Source organism: Streptomyces sp. NBC_00286 (genome assembly GCF_036173125.1).
Lineage (GTDB): Bacteria > Actinomycetota > Actinomycetes > Streptomycetales > Streptomycetaceae > Streptomyces.
Window position 1 is genome coordinate 3,280,143 of sequence record NZ_CP108054.1, and the last position, 16,527, is coordinate 3,296,669.

General features: G+C 68.6%; 16 protein-coding genes and 1 riboswitch. Of the genes, 7 read left to right on the top strand and 9 right to left on the bottom strand.

Annotated features, from left to right (window positions below):
- Nucleotide 1 precedes the first annotated feature (1 nt).
- From OHT21_RS14740 to OHT21_RS14755, 4 genes are all read left to right on the top strand, one after another.
- Nucleotides 2-310, top strand: a complete 309-nt coding sequence (locus OHT21_RS14740; protein WP_328768745.1) for a DUF3311 domain-containing protein — start codon at nucleotides 2-4, stop codon at nucleotides 308-310.
- The gene (mctP, locus tag OHT21_RS14745) at nucleotides 307-1,935 is read left to right on the top strand and encodes a monocarboxylate uptake permease MctP (protein ID WP_328768746.1); all 1,629 of its coding nucleotides are present in this window, start codon (nucleotides 307-309) and stop codon (nucleotides 1,933-1,935) included. The genes OHT21_RS14740 and mctP overlap by 4 nt, the downstream gene beginning before the upstream one ends.
- Nucleotides 1,936-2,374: 439 nt before the next feature.
- A complete protein-coding gene (locus OHT21_RS14750) occupies nucleotides 2,375-3,364 on the top strand; it encodes a nucleoside hydrolase (RefSeq protein ID WP_328768748.1) in 990 nt (329 codons plus the stop codon).
- A gap of 125 nt (nucleotides 3,365-3,489) precedes the next feature.
- Nucleotides 3,490-3,993 carry a GNAT family N-acetyltransferase gene (locus tag OHT21_RS14755; RefSeq protein ID WP_328768749.1) on the top strand — a complete coding sequence of 168 codons (504 nt, stop codon included), beginning with the start codon at nucleotides 3,490-3,492 and terminating at the stop codon, nucleotides 3,991-3,993.
- Nucleotides 3,994-3,999: 6 nt separating this feature from the next.
- Here OHT21_RS14755 and OHT21_RS14760 read toward each other — a convergent pair whose 3' ends face one another.
- The gene (locus tag OHT21_RS14760; RefSeq protein WP_328768750.1) at nucleotides 4,000-4,239 is read right to left on the bottom strand and encodes a hypothetical protein; all 240 of its coding nucleotides are present in this window, start codon (nucleotides 4,237-4,239) and stop codon (nucleotides 4,000-4,002) included.
- Nucleotides 4,240-4,340: 101 nt separating this feature from the next.
- Nucleotides 4,341-4,480, top strand: a riboswitch (cobalamin riboswitch).
- A 144-nt stretch (nucleotides 4,481-4,624) separates the two neighbouring features.
- On the opposite strand from OHT21_RS14760, the gene OHT21_RS14765 reads away from it, so the two are divergent.
- Nucleotides 4,625-7,081: a ribonucleoside-diphosphate reductase subunit alpha gene (locus OHT21_RS14765; protein WP_328768751.1), complete on the top strand. Its 2,457-nt coding sequence runs from the start codon at nucleotides 4,625-4,627 to the stop codon at nucleotides 7,079-7,081.
- Nucleotides 7,078-8,097, top strand: a complete 1,020-nt coding sequence (locus OHT21_RS14770) for a ribonucleotide-diphosphate reductase subunit beta (protein ID WP_328768752.1) — start codon at nucleotides 7,078-7,080, stop codon at nucleotides 8,095-8,097. Before OHT21_RS14765 ends, OHT21_RS14770 begins: the two co-directional genes overlap by 4 nt.
- On the opposite strand, the gene OHT21_RS14775 is transcribed toward OHT21_RS14770, so the two are convergent.
- A complete protein-coding gene (locus OHT21_RS14775) occupies nucleotides 8,010-8,267 on the bottom strand; it encodes a hypothetical protein (protein WP_328768753.1) in 258 nt (85 codons plus the stop codon). The two genes, OHT21_RS14770 and OHT21_RS14775, sit on opposite strands and share 88 nt — an antisense overlap.
- Nucleotides 8,268-8,422: 155 nt before the next feature.
- Between OHT21_RS14775 and OHT21_RS14780 the strand changes: the two genes are divergently transcribed.
- Nucleotides 8,423-9,403, top strand: a complete 981-nt coding sequence (locus tag OHT21_RS14780) for a GlxA family transcriptional regulator (RefSeq protein WP_328768754.1) — start codon at nucleotides 8,423-8,425, stop codon at nucleotides 9,401-9,403.
- Between the two features lie 24 nt (nucleotides 9,404-9,427).
- Here the strand turns inward: OHT21_RS14780 and OHT21_RS14785 are convergent, their stop codons facing one another.
- The 7 genes from OHT21_RS14785 to OHT21_RS14815 all read right to left on the bottom strand — a co-directional run bounded on the left by OHT21_RS14785 (nucleotide 9,428) and on the right by OHT21_RS14815 (nucleotide 16,431).
- The gene (locus OHT21_RS14785; RefSeq protein ID WP_328768755.1) at nucleotides 9,428-10,798 is read right to left on the bottom strand and encodes a bifunctional albaflavenone monooxygenase/terpene synthase; all 1,371 of its coding nucleotides are present in this window, start codon (nucleotides 10,796-10,798) and stop codon (nucleotides 9,428-9,430) included.
- Between the two features lie 3 nt (nucleotides 10,799-10,801).
- Nucleotides 10,802-11,881 carry an epi-isozizaene synthase gene (gene cyc1 / locus OHT21_RS14790; RefSeq protein ID WP_328768756.1) on the bottom strand — a complete coding sequence of 360 codons (1,080 nt, stop codon included), beginning with the start codon at nucleotides 11,879-11,881 and terminating at the stop codon, nucleotides 10,802-10,804.
- 368 nt (nucleotides 11,882-12,249) lie between these two features.
- Nucleotides 12,250-12,900, bottom strand: a complete 651-nt coding sequence (gene def / locus OHT21_RS14795; protein ID WP_328768757.1) for a peptide deformylase — start codon at nucleotides 12,898-12,900, stop codon at nucleotides 12,250-12,252.
- 214 nt (nucleotides 12,901-13,114) lie between these two features.
- Complete coding sequence (locus tag OHT21_RS14800) at nucleotides 13,115-14,122, bottom strand: tetratricopeptide repeat protein (protein WP_328768758.1); 1,008 nt, start codon at nucleotides 14,120-14,122, stop codon at nucleotides 13,115-13,117.
- Nucleotides 14,123-14,265: 143 nt separating this feature from the next.
- Nucleotides 14,266-14,655, bottom strand: a complete 390-nt coding sequence (locus OHT21_RS14805; protein WP_328768759.1) for a roadblock/LC7 domain-containing protein — start codon at nucleotides 14,653-14,655, stop codon at nucleotides 14,266-14,268.
- Nucleotides 14,656-15,202: 547 nt separating this feature from the next.
- Nucleotides 15,203-16,060, bottom strand: coding sequence for a DUF4388 domain-containing protein (locus OHT21_RS14810; RefSeq protein WP_328768760.1), 858 nt, complete (start codon nucleotides 16,058-16,060; stop codon nucleotides 15,203-15,205).
- The gene (locus OHT21_RS14815; RefSeq protein ID WP_328768762.1) at nucleotides 16,057-16,431 is read right to left on the bottom strand and encodes a hypothetical protein; all 375 of its coding nucleotides are present in this window, start codon (nucleotides 16,429-16,431) and stop codon (nucleotides 16,057-16,059) included. Before OHT21_RS14815 ends, OHT21_RS14810 begins: the two co-directional genes overlap by 4 nt.
- Nucleotides 16,432-16,527: the final 96 nt, after the last annotated feature.

A 16,527-nucleotide genomic window follows, 5' to 3' on the forward strand; every position in this document is an offset into this window, starting at 1 on the left:
TATGTCAGAAGCGACAGAGGCGCCGGATGCGCCAAGAGCGTCTGAAGTGAAGCCACCGGTGGTGACACCGGTCCGTGTGGTGATCGGCCTCTGCCTGTTCGCGCCGTTCGTGGCGATGCTCTGGGTGGGCTCGTACGCCAAGACGGATCCCACGTTCATCGGCATCCCGTTCTTCTACTGGTACCAGATGGCCTGGGTGCTCATCTCCACGGCGCTCACGATGATCGCGTACCAGCTGTGGCAGCGTGACCAGCGCGCCCGCAAGGCCGCCCGGTCCGAGGCCTCCCAGAACGGGGGTGCGTCGGCATGAAGGACGGCGTGAACGGCGTCGCACTCGCCGTCTTCATCTTCTTCTTCCTGGCCGTCACGGTCATGGGCTTCCTGGCCTCGCGCTGGCGCAAGGCCGAGAACGAGAACAGCCTCGACGAATGGGGCCTGGGCGGACGGTCGTTCGGCACCTGGGTCACCTGGTTCCTGCTCGGCGGCGACCTCTACACGGCCTATACGTTCGTGGCGGTCCCGGCGGCGATCTACGCGGCAGGCGCGGCCGGCTTCTTCGCCGTGCCGTACACGATCCTCATCTACCCCCTGATCTTCACCTTCCTGCCGCGGCTCTGGTCGGTGTCGCACAAGCACGGCTATGTGACGACCTCGGACTTCGTGCGCGGGCGGTTCGGCTCGAAGAGCCTGTCGCTGGCGGTGGCCGTGACCGGCATCCTCGCCACGATGCCGTACATCGCCCTCCAACTGGTCGGCATCCAGGCCGTCCTTGACGTGATGGGCGTCGGCGGCGGCGAGAACACGAACTGGTTCATCAAGGACCTGCCGCTGCTCATCGCCTTCGGCGTGCTGGCCGCGTACACGTACTCGTCGGGGCTTCGCGCCCCCGCGCTGATCGCGTTCGTGAAGGACACCCTGATCTACATCGTGATCGCGGTGGCCATCATCTACATCCCGATCAAGCTGGGCGGCTTCGACGACATCTTCGCCGCGGCCAGCGACGCGTACAGCCAGACCAACGAGGCGACGGGGGCGCCGCGCGGTGCGCTGGTCCCGGCCGAGGCGGGCCAATGGACGTACGCCACGCTGGCGTTGGGCTCCGCGCTCGCGCTGTTCATGTACCCGCACTCGATCACGGCGACGCTGTCCTCACGCAGCCGTGAGGTGATCCGGCGCAACACCACGATTCTGCCGCTGTACTCCCTGATGCTGGGCCTGCTCGCGCTGCTGGGCTTCATGGCGATCGCGGCCGGGATCAAGGTGGAGAACGGGCAGTTGGCGATCCCGCAGCTCTTCGAGACGATGTTCCCCGACTGGTTCGCGGGTGTCGCCTTCGCGGCGATCGGTATCGGCGCGCTCGTACCGGCGGCGATCATGTCCATCGCGGCGGCGAACCTGTTCACCCGCAACATCTACAAGGACTTCATCAAGCCCGACGCGACCGCGGCGCAGGAGACGAAGGTTTCGAAACTCGTCTCGCTGCTCGTAAAGGTGGGCGCGCTCGCCTTCGTCCTGACCATGGACAAGACGGTCGCGATCAACTTCCAGCTCCTGGGCGGCATCTGGATCCTCCAGACCTTCCCCGCCCTGGTCGGCGGCCTGTTCACCCGCTGGTTCCACCGCTGGGCGCTGCTCGCGGGCTGGGCGGTCGGGATGGTGTACGGCACGGTGGCCGCGTACGGGGTCGCCTCGCCGACCCAGAAGCACTTCGGCGGCTCCAACGCGGAGATCCCCGGTCTCGGGGAGATGGGGTACATCGGGCTGACGGCGTTCGTCCTGAACGTGGTGGTGACGGTGGTCCTGACGTTCGTGCTGCGCGCGGCGAAGGCGCCTGATGGTGTCGACGAGACGTCGCCGGGGGATTACACGGCGGATGCGGGGGATGCGGGGGTGCAGGTGGAGCTGCCGCCGGCTACGGCGGGGGCGGGGCACTAGGGGGTGGGGCCGGGGGGTGTTTCGCCCCCCGCCGCCCTTACCCATCCCATACCAAGGGGTTCCGCCCCTGGACCCCGCTGGGGGCTGCGCCCCAGACCCCCTCAGGGCTGCGCCCCTGCCCCCCACGGGGCTCCGCCCCGGACCCCGGCCATGAGCTGCGCCCCCGGACCCCCTTCGGGGCTCCGCCCCGGACCCCGTTCGGGGGCCAGCCCCCGGACCCCCGCTCCTCAAGCGCCGGACGGGCTGATATTCAGCCCGTCCGGCGCTTGAGGACGAGGCCGTTCAGGCCGATGCGGGGTCTGGGGCGGCAGCCCCAGCGGGGCCCAGGGGCAGAGCCCCTGGTGGGGGCTCGGGGCAACGCCCCGAGGATGGGACGGGTAGGGGCGGCGGGGGCGAACTCCCCCCAGCGGCACAACCGCCCGCCGCTACGCTGGCCACCGTGCCCCTTCCCTCACCGATCGTCCTCGACAGTGACCCCGGCATAGACGACGCCCTGGCCCTCCAGTACCTCCTCGGTACAGGGCTGTGGGACCTGAAGGCCTACACCTCCGTGGGAGGCAACCTCCCCGCCGAGCAGACGTACCTCAACGCCCGAGCCCTCGCCCGAGCAATGCGCATCGACGCCGACGTCCCCGTCCACCGAGGCGCCGGCCGCCCCCTGACCCGCCTCCCCTACACGTCCGCGTCCGCCTTCCACGGCAAGGCAGGCCTAGGCAACGAGACACTGCCCGACTCCACGGCCCCGCACCCGACGGAGTCGTCGGCACAGGCACTGCTACGCCTGTCCCGCGAGTACGAAGGCGAACTCACCGTCTGCGCCACAGGCCCGCTCACCAACGTGGCCATCGCCCTGCTCGAGGACCCGGCCTTCGCCCACCGCGTCAAGAAGTTCGTGTTCATGGGCGGCGCCGCGCAGGTGCCCGGAAACATCACCCCGGTCGCCGAGTTCAACATCTGGGCCGACCCGGACGCCGCCGAGGTGGTCGTCTCGTCCGGCATCCCGTTCACGATGGTCGACCTGGACGCCTCGCTCCGCTGGCTCCTCCGGCCCGCCGACCTGGCGGTCTTGGAGGCGGCGGGCGCGGGCACGGCCCTGGCCGCCCGCCTGCTGCGGGTGTACATGGACGCGTACCGCCTCCACGGCGGCGGCGACGCCTGCCCGCTGCACGATCCGCTCGCGGTGGGCGTGTGCGCGGACGAGTCGTTCATCACGGCCGCGGAGGGCGCGGTCATCGTCGAGTCCGCGAGCGAACTCACCCGCGGCAAGACCGTGTTCGCCCCAGCTGGCGCCCATCGCGCCTACTACGCCGACTCCCCCACCCTCACCACCCGCCTGACCGTCACAGGCCGCGTGGCCCTCGGCCCGGGCCCCCGCGACTTCGTGAAGGACTTCGTGGCGACACTGCCGCAGTGGCCGGGCATGGGCTGAGATCCCGCACTGAAATCCCCGCACTGAGTCCCGTACCGAGATCCCCGCACGAGGTCCCCGTACAGAGCCCCCAGCGCAGGGAAAACCACAGGCCGTTGTCACACCCGTGATGCACACTGCACCGCATGGACATCGCGATCAGGCAGGCAGCCCCGGAGGAGTACGAGACCCTCGGCGAGATCACCGCGCAGGCCTATCTCGGGGACGGCCTGCTCGACTTCGGAGAGAGCGACGGGTACCTGGACGAGCTGCGGAACGTCGCCAAGCGCGCCGCCGCGGCCGAGGTGCTGGTCGCCGTCGAGCACGACCGCGTGCTGGGCGGCGTGACCTTCGTACCCTCCGGCGGACCGATGGCCGACATCGCGGAACCCGGTGAGGCCGAGATACGGATGCTCGCCGTCGCCCCGGAGTCCCGCGGCCGAGGCATCGGAGAGGCCCTCGTACGCGCCTGCATGGACCGCGCACGAGCCGAAGGCTGCGCAGGCATCGTCCTGTCGACCCAGCGCGCCATGCACGCAGCCCACCGCATCTACGAACGTCTCGGCTTCGCCCGCGCCCCAGAACGCGACTGGAACCCGATCCCCCACCTCGACGACCTCAACCTGCTGGCCTACGAGTTGGAGCTGTAGAGGCCGTCACCACACGCGCGAGTCTTCAACCTCCGCTCGCGCGTCAGCGACCTCCGCCTGATAGGCAGGGTCGTTGCGCCACTCGTCCAACTCGGCGGCGGCGCGCCGGTATTGCTCACGCACGTACGCCTCGTGCACAGCCATTCCGATCGCCTCCGCCGGAGTGACGCGCCAGGCAGCAGCCAGCTCTTCCAGCTCGCGATACGTCTCGTCGTCCGGGCGGAAGCTGATGGTCTCCGGCGTCATGGAGGCACCGTAACGCAACGCCCCGCGCCCGCGCGTCCCACCGAGGCTCCGCCACACAACACAACATGTGGGGTGCACTCCCCAAGCCCAACACAACATGTATGCTCATCCTCGCTGCCGCCGCAGGGGAATCCGGTGCGAATCCGGAACTGTCCCGCAACGGTGTACTTGTGCATGTCTGTCCCCGGGACGGCCGTGCCCGAGCGTCAGTCCGAGGACCTGCCGGCAGCGTGCCCAGGCCAAGCCGGCCCGGGTGACCATGACGTCCGGGCCTCGCGGAGTGGGCCGGTGGACGCGGCGTCCCGCTGCCGCAGTGCGCGTACGCCCGTGTCGCCCCGAACCCCCTCTCCACGCTGGCCCCTTACCGAGCGAGGGAGAGCCCCACGTGACCATCGCGCCGGCCGATCCGGTCTCAGCGAAAGCGCCACTGGACCAGCAGCAGGACAGGGCCGAGGCCGACGGACCAGGGACCGCCCGCCCGTCTCCCACCACCGCCCTCAACGGAGGCCCTTCGGGCCGCCCCTCTGATTTGCTGCGGACCCTGACCGACCTCACCGCCGACCTCCCCGACACCGACCCCGGACGGGTCGCCGCCGCGGCGTTGCGCGGCCGGTCCGCACGCGCGGACGTGGCGGAGCTGCGTGAGCTGGCCACCGAGGCGGCCGCGGGCCTGATCTCCGAGGACCCCGCCTATTCGACGCTGGCTGCCCGGCTGCTGGCCATCGGCATCGCGGCCGAGGCCGCCTCGCAGGGCGTGCGGTCCTTCTCCGAGTCGGTCGCGGCCGGGCACCGCGAGGGCCTGATCGCCGACCGCACCGCCGAGTTCGTACGGATCCACGCGGCTCGCCTCGACGCGCTCATCGACACCGAAGGCGACGACCGCTTCGGGTACTTCGGGCTCCGTACGCTCCACAGCCGGTACCTCCTGCGGCACCCGATCACCCGGCACGTCATCGAGACGCCCCAGCACTTCATGCTGCGCGTGGCGAGCGGACTGGCCGAAGACGACAGCGCCCGGTCCGTCGACGAAGTCGCCGCGCTCTACCGCCTGATGAGCCGCCTCGACTACCTGCCGTCCTCCCCCACCCTCTTCAACTCCGGTACGCGGCACCCCCAGATGTCGTCCTGCTACCTCCTCGACTCCCCGAAAGACGAGCTGGACTCCATCTACGAGCGCTACCACCAGGTCGCCCGGCTCTCGAAGCACGCGGGCGGCATCGGCATCGCGTACTCCCGGATCCGTTCCCGCGGTGCGCTGATCCGCGGTACGAACGGGCACTCCAACGGCATCGTCCCGTTCCTGAAGACCCTCGACGCCTCGGTCGCCGCAGTGAACCAGGGCGGTCGGCGCAAGGGTGCCGCGGCCGTCTACCTGGAGACCTGGCACTCCGACATCGAGGAGTTCCTTGAGCTGCGGGACAACACCGGTGAGGACGCCCGGCGTACGCACAACCTGAACCTCGCGCACTGGATCCCGGACGAGTTCATGCGCCGGGTCGACGAGGACGGCCTGTGGTCTCTGTTCTCCCCTTCCGACGTACCCGAACTGGTCGACCTGTGGGGCGAGGAGTTCGACGCCGCCTATCGCAAGGCGGAGGCGGACGGTCTCGCGAGGAAGACCATCCCCGCCCGCGAGCTGTACGGCCGCATGATGCGGAACCTCGCCCAGACCGGCAACGGCTGGATGACCTTCAAGGACACCGCCAACCGCACCGCCAACCAGACCGCCCTGCCCGGCCACACGGTCCACTCCTCCAACCTCTGCACGGAGATCCTGGAGGTGACGGACGACGGGGAGACGGCGGTCTGCAATCTGGGGTCCGTCAATCTGGGTGCCTTTGTCGGCACATCGACCGGTGATCTCGACTGGGAACGGCTCGACGCCACCGTCCGTACCGCCGTCACGTTCCTCGACCGCGTCGTCGACATCAACTTCTACCCGACCGAGCAGTCAGGCCGGTCGAACGCGAAGTGGCGGCCGGTGGGCCTGGGCGCGATGGGCCTCCAGGACGTCTTCTTCAAGCTGCGGCTGCCCTTCGACTCCCCGGAGGCCAAGACCCTCTCCACCCGCATCGCCGAGCGCATCATGCTCGCCGCGTACGAGGCCTCCGCCGACCTCGCCGAGCGCAGCGGCCCGCTGCCGGCCTGGGAGAAGACCCGTACGGCCCAGGGCGTGCTGCACCCCGACCACTACGACGTCGAACTCACCTGGCCCGAGCGCTGGTCGGCCCTCCGCGAGCGCATCGCCGCCACCGGCCTGCGCAATTCCCTCCTCCTCGCCATCGCGCCCACCGCGACCATCGCCTCGATCGCGGGCGTCTACGAGTGCATCGAGCCGCAGGTCTCCAACCTCTTCAAGCGCGAGACTTTGTCGGGTGAGTTCCTCCAGGTCAACTCGTACCTGGTCAACGAGCTGAAGGCGCTGGGCGTCTGGGACACCCGTACCCGAGAGGCACTCCGCGAGGCGAACGGCTCCGTGCAGGACTTCACCTGGATCCCCGAGGACGTACGACGCCTCTACCGCACGGCCTGGGAGATCCCGCAGCGCGGGCTGATCGACATGGCCGCCGGCCGCACCCCGTTCCTGGACCAGTCCCAGTCCGTGAACCTCTTCCTGGAGACGCCGACCATCGGCAAGCTTTCCTCGATGTACGCGTACGCCTGGAAGTCGGGCCTCAAGACGACGTACTACCTGCGCTCCCGCCCGGCGACCCGCATCGCCCGCGCGGCCGGTTCCTCCACGGCCGCGGCCGCCCCCGTCCCCGTACAGCAGGCAGACCCGGACCCCGAAGCCGTCGCCTGCTCCCTCGAAAACCCCGAGTCCTGCGAGGCCTGCCAGTGACCAGCACCACCCGAACCCAGAATCTCCTCGACCCGGGCTTCGAGCTGACCCTGCGCCCCATGCGCTACCCCGACTTCTACGAGCGCTACCGGGACGCCATCAAGAACACCTGGACCGTGGAGGAGGTCGACCTCCACTCGGACGTGACAGATCTCGCGAAACTGTCACCCGGCGAGCAGCACCTCATCGGCCGACTGGTCGCGTTCTTCGCGACCGGCGACTCGATCGTCGCGAACAACCTGGTGCTCACCCTCTACAAGCACATCAACTCCCCCGAAGCACGGCTCTACTTGAGCCGTCAGCTCTTCGAGGAGGCCGTGCACGTCCAGTTCTACTTGACGCTGCTCGACACCTATCTCCCCGACCCGGAGGACCGCGCCGCCGCCTTCGACGCGGTCGAGAACATCCCGTCCATCCGCGAGAAGGCCGCGTTCTGCTTCAAGTGGATGGACTCGGTGGAGAAGATCGACCGGCTCGAGAGCAAGGCCGACCGCCGCCGGTTCCTCCTCAATCTCATCTGTTTCGCGGCGTGCATCGAGGGCCTGTTCTTCTACGGTGCCTTCGCGTACGTCTACTGGTTCCGCAGCCGCGGTCTGCTGCACGGCCTGGCGACCGGCACCAACTGGGTTTTCCGAGACGAAACTTGCCACATGAACGCGGCGTTCGCCGTGGTCGACACCGTCCGCAGGGAAGAGCCTGATCTCTTCGACGAGGAGCTGGACAGGCAGATCACCGACATGATCCGCGAAGCCGTCACCGCCGAACTGCAATTCGCCCGGGATCTGTGCGGTGACGGCCTCCCCGGCATGAACACTGACTCGATGCGGCAGTACCTGGAGTGCGTCGCCGACCAGCGACTCGTACGCCTCGGACTGGCGCCCGTCTACGGGTCCGAAAACCCCTTCTCCTTCATGGAGTTGCAGGGCGTTCAGGAGCTGACCAACTTCTTTGAGCGGCGGCCCTCGGCGTACCAGGTGGCGGTGGAGGGGACCGTCGGCTTCGACGAGGACTTCTGATCCTCCGGGTGTCCCTGCTCGGCCTCCCTGAGCTCACGGTCGATGCGCCGGTCGCGCGCGATTCCGATCGCGGCGGGGAGGACGAGCAGGACCAGGATCGCGAGGACGGTGACCATTCCGATGAGTGCTTCCATGCGTGTCGTATCCATGGACACCACTGTCGCGCTCATTGCTCCTTACCGTCAGTGGCAGGACTGCCGCACACCCTCGATTTCCTGCCACGCTTCGGACATACTGGCGGCATGCTGCTGTGCCATCCCGGGGGACACCCCCCGGACCCCCGGCCGAAGTCTCCGTTGACCTGCGCATCCATGCGAGGTGGATCATGCTGAGCAACGTGGCAGCGGTCCTGCTCGACGGGGTGCATCCCTTTGAACTCGGCGTCCTCTGCGAAGTGTTCGGCCTCGACCGCAGCGACGAGGGCCTGCCCGTGTACGACTTCGCGGTCGTCTCGGCGGAGGGCCCGGCACTCAGCACCCATGTCGCCGGGTTCACGGTCTCCACGCCGTATGGCCTGGACCGGCTCGAAGAGGCCGACCTGATCGCCGTACCGGCCGGGAGCGACTTCATGGATCGCGAGTACCCGCCCGAGCTGCTCGACTCCCTGCGCCGGGCCACCGACCGCGGGGCGCGCGTGCTCAGCGTCTGCTCCGGCGTCTTCATCCTCGGCGCGGCCGGGCTGCTCGACGGGCGGCGCTGCACGGTGCACTGGCGGCACGCGGACGATCTTCGTCGCCGCTATCCGCGGGCGACCGTCGAACCCGATGTGCTGTACGTCGACGAGGACCCGGTGATCACCTCGGCCGGTACCGCCGCCGGTATCGACGCCTGTCTGCACATCGTCCGCAAGGAGCAGGGCACGGAGGTGGCGAACAAGATCGCCCGGCGGATGGTCGTGCCGCCGCACCGTGACGGCGGTCAGGCCCAGTTCGTCGAGCGGCCGCTGCCCCTGTCCCGGTGCGACACGGTCGGCGCGGTGCTGGTGTGGATGGAGCGCCACCTCGACGAGGAGATGACCGTCGAGCAGCTCGCCGGCCGTGCGCATATGTCGCCGCGCACCTTCGCGCGCCGTTTCCAGCAGGAGACCGGTACCACGCCGTATCGCTGGCTGTTGCGCCAACGGGTGCTGCTGGCCCAGCAGTTGCTGGAGGCGACGGACGAGACGATGGACGCGATCGCGGGTCGTACGGGGTTCGGGACCGCGGCCGCGCTGCGCCATCAGTTCGTACGGTCGCTGGGGACGACCCCGCAGGCGTACCGGCGCACGTTCAGGGGCCCGCAGGACAAGGAGCCCGAGGTCGCCTGAACGTGCGCCCGCCGGTACGCGGGTTCAGCGCGGTACGGCCTTCAGCAGCAGCCGGGTGGGCTTGAGCGTGAGGCCGATACGGGTCGTGCGGTCTGTCTCGGGCAGGAACTCGAACCGCCACTTCGGGATCACCGTCGCCAGAATGATGGCGAGTTCGGCCATGGAGAAGTGGTCGCCCGGGCACTTGCGATTGCCCACACTGAACGGAACGTGCGCGTACTTCGGGATGTCCTCGGCGCGCTCCGGAAGCCAGCGGTCGGGGTCGAACTCCAGATGCCGCTCGTAGGACCTCGGATCGCGCTGGACGGCCATCGGGCTGTAGACGACATCCGCACCGGCCGGAATGCGATACCCGCCGAGTTGGGTTTCGGCGAATGCCCGCCGGGTGAGTATCCACACCGCCGGGCGCAGCCGGAGCGCCTCGGTGATGACATTGTTGGTGTGCGTGAGCTTCCTGACGTCGCCGATGGTGATCGTCCGGTCACCGATGACGGATTCGACTTCTTCGCGCACTCGCTCCGCGTGTTCCGGGTGCTCGGTGAGCAGATCCAAGATCCACATCAACTGAACACCGGTCGTTTCACTGCTCGCCGTAAGGAGCGAAATGACCTGGTCGTGCAACTCCTGGTCGCTGATCGGCTCGCCATTCTCGTCCTCCGCCTCGAACAGGGACGACAGCAAATCGTGGCCCTCCATGGGAACGCGGCGGCGCTCGGCGATGAGTTCGTCGGCCAGTCGGTGCATTTCGGCCAGTGCGCGGTCGAATTCGCGGTGGGCCGGAAGCGGCAGCCGGTAGAAGGGCCCGAACGACAGGCACATCCGCCGGAACATTCGCGTGATCACGACGTTCAGCGCGGCGTTCAGCCGGTCGGCGAGTTCGTCGATGTTCTCGGTCCTGAGCAGGCAGCGGGCCACGATGCGGATGGAGGTACGGAAGGCCTCCGCCGTGACGTCGACGGTGCCTCCGGGCTTCCAGCTCTCGGCGAGGGCGCGGGCCTCCTCGACCATCACCGACTCGTACCGCTTGATCGCATCCATGCGCAGGGGTGGCTGGATCGTCCGCCGCTGGCGCCGGTGCCGGGCGCCGTTACTGGTCACGACTCCTTTGCCGAGGAGGACTTCCATGGTGTCCCAGAGCGGTCCGCCGATCCCGAAGTCGGGGTTCAGGCCGAGGGCTCCGGTGTGTTCCGGGCTGTTGATGGCGTACACCGTCTTCGGTCCGAGCCGGATCCGGACGATGTCGCCGTGGTCGCGCAGCCGGGTCACGAAACCCAGCGGGTCGCGCGCCATGGTCCAGCTGTGGCCGAGGAAGGGCAGTGCGCCCCCGGCGAGTTCCGGTTCGAGCGGCTTCGAGGCGGCCTCGGTCGCCTCGGGTTGTGCGGACTGGACGGTCATTTCTCACCTGCCGCTTTCATTGTTGACGTAGGGGGGTGTGGAGCGGTCGTCCCAGCTGTCGACGCGGTACCGGCCGGATTCGTGGTGGAACCAGTACACGGAACTGAACCAGTTCCGCATATTGCGCAGACACGCCCTCACAGCGGCCGCTAATGCGGCGCCGCGCGCGGATCCGTCGTCGAGCCGGTCCGCGTACCGCAATACCTCCTTTTCCACCCGGAGAAATTCGGTGATGGTGCCCTGGACTCGCCGCCGCACTTCCGTGACGGCCTCGCTCAGCGTCAGCCCTTCATGGTGAATGAGGCTGATTCCGAGATTGTGGACCTCATCTCCCGCTATTTCCTTGGGGAGTGAGCACAGATCGTTGTACCAGGCGGCGAAATCCTGGCACAGCAAGGCCGCCCGCCGGTATGCGGGATTTTTCAGTACGGCGCTGGGGAGTTCGTACTCCGCGCTCGGTTCCAGCAGATCGAGCCAGATCCAGTGCGCGAAGGTCAGCCGCCGCAGTGTGAGATATTCCTCGACGGTGGGGACGATTCCCGACGTACGATTGCGGAATTCCCGGTCGTACGCCTCGATGACGGCGTGGAAATGCCGCGCGAAGCGGTGGTTCCATCGCCTGCTCAGGAACGAGTACAGCCGCACCATGCTGTCCGCGAACCCCGCGACCACGGGATCCCGGTGATGCAGATGGTCCTGAGGAGAGTCGAGGGCCGCGTGCAGCTGGTGTTTGAGGCGTCGCCAGGCCAGCGGCCTTTTGTGGATCACGTCACGGTCGTGCCGGTCGTCCCAGACGAAGAACCACGCGCTGTAGTCCGCGATCGCCTGGAGTACGTCGTCCGGCGCACCGATGTAGTAGCCGGCCATCAGGTCCGTGTAGCGCAGTTCATCGGCGTAAGCCGCGACCTTGTCGGGCGACATCAGGCGCTTTTCCAGTAGCCAGGCCCTGGTGTTCTTCTGAAGCCTGGGCCAATACGGATGGAGTTGCCGGGGAAACTCGGTCTCGATCACCGGGAGAGTGAGCGCCGGTGGAACCGCGACCCGGGTGTGCGTTGTTGCGGTGCTCTGTGAGAAAGCAGGCACGAACAAACCCCTCTCAGCCGCCTGTTGACATATGCCCCATTCGCTGCGCTGGGCATGTGTCGTTTGCGTATCCCCGCCCTTCCATGAAGCACGAAAACCGACTGTTAGGGAACAGATCCGCTCCCCTCACTACCCCATGGTGCCGAGAACGCCCTCTTGCGTGACTCATTTTGGTTCTATGAAGAACAAACGGGATCGAACGTCCGACGGACATACGAACGAAGCCTGGTCGGAAGGGATTTCCGGCCAGGCTTCGTTCGCAGAGGGGTGCATGGGGACGCGTTGACCCCAACTGTCATTTCCTGCCCCGGCCGTTCGGCCATGGTTCAGAAGGCGGACGGCAGGGCACCGACAGCGGACGCGTACGGTCAGTCGTTGGCCACGACCGGATAGCGCGGCTCGTTCTCAGCCATCTGCCGCAGCGCGTCCTTGCGTTCACGCTTGGAGAGCCGGTCGATGTAGAGGTAGCCGTACAGGTGGTCCGTCTCGTGCTGGAGGCAGCGCGCGAAGTAGCCCGTGCCGCGCACCTTGATCGGGTTGCCCTTCTCGTCCTGCCCGGTGACCTCGGCGTAGTCGGGGCGGGCGAGCGGCGCGTACGCGGTCGGCACGGACAGGCAGCCTTCGTTGCTCTCGTCCAACTGGCGCTGATCAGCGGGCAGTTCGACGAGCTTCGGGTTGCAGACCACGCCGACGTGGCGCTTGCCCTCGTCGTCCCCGCAGTCGTAGACGAAGACCTTCAGGTCGACGCCGATCTGGTTGGCGGCCAGGCCCACGCCCTCGGCGGTGCGCTGGCTGGCGAACATGTCGTCGACCAGCTGGGCCAGTTCGTCGCCGAAGTCGGTGACGTCCTTGCACTCCTTGTGCAGCACGGGGTTCCCGACGACCGTGATGGGCCGCGAGGTGCCGCGCTCGCGGTACGCCGCCTCGCGCTCCTCGCAGTCCTCGGTGTCGATGACGAAGCCGTCGTCGTCCACGGGGAGCACGCCCGCGTGCTGCTGATCGGTGTCCTGCTGCGCCATGACCGACGTATGCCTTCCTGGGATCCTCAAGAAAAAGTTGCGGGTACAGCCTACGGCGGCGGCTGAGCACCTTTCCGCGCCCCGTATCGGGGCCGCAGGTCCCGTAGCGGGGCGCAGCCCCGTAAGGGGCGCGGGGCTGTGTCAATATGCGGCTCCGCCGCGTGGGCGCGACCAGCCACGACGGACCGCAAGCCGACAGCGGTCCTCGCAACCCCTAACAAACCTCTTCTAGATCCCGCCAGTCCCGGGTGTCCGGACTGTCCGCAACCCACCCGTCCAACAAACCCCGCACCAGCGAGGCGGGCGCCGCAAGCCCGCACTCCCGCTCCGGCATCCACAGCTGCCCGTCCGTGCGATGCCCGAGCGGCCCAGGATGCCCCGGCTCGCTGTGATCGTGCGGATCCAGATGCTCGCCGTCGCCCTCGTCGGACGGCATCCGGGACTCCGAGCACATACGGCACAGCAGCCGCACCGAGGACGACCAGTCCTCGGCGGCGAAGCCGGCGTCGGCCGCGAGCCGCTCCAGGGCGTCCCGGTCGTCCTCGGTCTCCGCTTCCAGGAGTACGACCCAGGTGGGGACCGGTGAGGGCGCCCACAGCTCGATCTCGTCGAACACGGGATACGCGTGCCCGGCGGCCGTGGTCCGCTCGCCGTGCGGTACCCCGTCGTGCAGGACGACCTCGCCCCAGCGCCGCCCGGAGGACGGCAGCGGAATGGACAGCACCTCGATCCGGGCCGGGTCCAGCCGACGCCCCCATACGACCTCGGCCTCGCCCTCGGGCGACAGTCGTACGGCCGCGCTGCCCAGCTCCATCCCCACCGGTTCCCCGGAGGCGGTGGCGCCTCCCCCGGGCTTCGGCCGAGTGGTGCCTCCGGGCACCTTCAGCCCGTACGCCTGCCAGGCCCGGCGGGCGAGGGGCCAGTCCTGGAGGGCGGTGGCCGCGATGCCCACGTTCCACCAGTCGGGCGCCCCGGTCGCCCGGTCGAGCAGCGCCACGGCCCTGAGACCCGCGGCCCGCGCCTGCTCCCAGTCGTGCCGGAACTTGTGCAGCAGAGCGAGGTTGAACCAGGACTCGGACAGCCAGGGCTCCAGGTCCGCCGCACGCGTGAGCAGCGCTCCCGCGTCCTCGTACCGACCGTCGCCTATCAGCGTGAACGCGCGGTCGGTGGCCTGCCGCCATGAGGCGGAGGGCCGGTGCCGTCCCTTGCCGAAGATCCTCATTCCCGCCTGCCAGTTCGTCGAAGAGCGTGCAGCCTCGGGCTGGACTGTGCCCCCTGTTGTCCTCTTCCTCGCATCCAACCACGTACGGTCGGACGGGCGCTCATTACCCAGGGGTTACCCAGCCAGGACCGGGGTCAGACCGCTCAACGCGACACGTCGGAGGCGAGTGCCTTGGTCAGCTGTTCAACCGTGGCCGGAGACTCACGCTGGAACGCGGCGAGATCGAGCCCGTCGTCGCCCTTGACCGTGAGCAGGGCGCGGTCGCCGACGGCCACGACGATGACGTGACCCGAACCGCAGCGGGCCACCACCTCGCGGAGCGCACCGACCCCGGCGGTATCGGCCATGCGACGCCCCACACCGAGAGTCGCGGCGGCGAGGGCGGCGACGGACTCAGGGTGAACCGTGTCGGTGTCCGCGACCACGAGGAGGCCGTCCACCGTGGACAGGACGCTCTCGGAGACCCCCATCACCCGTTCACGCAGCGAGGTCAGAATGCCGGTCAGGGAATCGGGCGATGGGATTTCGGTCATGGTTGGTGCTCCTTGGGTCCTGGCATATGCGGTGCTGATATGTTTGAGGCGTACTCGGGGTACTCGGCGGAGTGGGCCGGAGATTCCCGCCGGGGATTTCAGTCGGTATCCGGGAGATCCCGCAGCGCCCGGCGGACGCGCCGCAGCATGTCGACCGAGGGCGCCTCGGCGGCCAGTTCCTCGGCCGTGAGCATCGACAAGAGAGCAGGCGGGAGTGCGGGCGCGGCCGGTGCGGCATCGCGTCTGGGCAGCGGTCGGCGTACGGGCAACGGTGGGGGCGCGGGTGAAGAACCGGCTTCGGCATCGGCATCCGGCGGAGGGCGGGCACTCGTAGAGGCGCTGCCTCGTTCGCGTTCTTGCTCCTGCTCTGGTTCTTGATCTTGCGCTTCTTGTTCTGATCCTTGTCCGCGTACTTGCTCTTGCTCCGGCTCTTGCCCGCGTTCCTTCTCTTGCCCTGATTCTTCTTCGCGCTTGTGTTCTTGCTCGTCCGGGGGCGCGGCTTCTTCGCGTTCCCGGGGCTGTGCCGCTCGGTCGTCGTCGCTGCTCACTACCCTCCTTTCTTCTTCTGTCCGACGTCCTGTGCGGGGGACGCGCCGCCGGGTCTGCGCTTCGGCAGCGGCGCGGCCTCGGGGGGCCGTACGGCAGTGGTCCGTACGGCGTTGGTCGGCTCGTCCTGCGGCACACGAGGCGCAGTGCTCGGCCGACCGTCGGCGGTCGTCCTGCTCCCCCACTGGACGAGGCCCAAGGCCTCCATGCGGATCAGGTCGAGCATGACGGCGTACAGTCCGCGGCCCAGCGCGAAGGCGATGTCTCGTGGCGTACGACGCCCGTTGACGTTGTCCAGGACGTCCCGGTGCCGGGGCGCGAGCCACCCGTCGGAGCCACGGGTCCCGGCCCCGGCGACCGGAGCGGGCCGGACACGTGTCAGCTCGCCCGGCGGCCCCCACAGACGCGACAGCAGCGCCACACGCCGCGAGGCCTCCTCGGTCAGCCGCCGCGGCTCGACCCCCGGCTCCGCGAGGAGTACGGGCTCCCGGTCGCCCAGCTCCCAACTGCCCCGCGGACTCAGCGCCATGGCGAACGCCGCGTCGAACACGGCCGCGGTGCAGACGACTTCGAGTTCGGCGGCGCCGATCAGGCCCTCGGCCACCAAGTGCCCGCCCAGCCGGTCCGCGTCGGGCTCCGCGGCGCAGGCGGCCAGCCAGTCCTCGTCGCCGATCCGCCCAGAGGTGAGCAGCGTCGATGTGGCGGTCGGAGCGCCCGGTGTCTCGATCGCGCCGACCAGCCCGTTCCGCAGGTGAATCGATCCGCCTGGTGTGCCGGAGACGCGCACCGTTCCGGTGAAGCCCTCCGCGCGAAGACCCTGCAGCAGCGCGGGCACATTGCGTGCCGTGGGCGCCGTCACGCCAGTACCTCCGCGGCCCGGTCGCCCAGACTGCGCAGGGCCAGCGCCATATTGGCCCGGTCCCGGTCGAGGCCGGCCGCGAGGATCAGCGGATCACCCCCGGGTCGTACGACGGAGAACAGCACCTGATGGCGTTTCGTGCTGGTGGTGACCACGCTCTCCAACTCCCCGTCGGCACCTGCCGCGCCCAGCCGTTCGGCGATGAGGGCGGCGAACTCGGAGACCTCCGGCCCGTCACCCGCCTCGGCGATGTCTCCAGCGGTTCCGTACGTCAGGCCGGTGACCGCGTCGATGAGGGCGACGCCGGTGACTCCCGGGGAATCGAGGAGCCGGTCCAGGGAAGCCTGGAGCGCCGTACCTTTTTCCCCCATTCCCCCTCCACCTCCGTGGGCCGCACAGTACTTTGACTGTCAACTTCCATAACTCGCCACGAAGTTGACCGCTTACGACCCGTAAGCGCTTGCAGC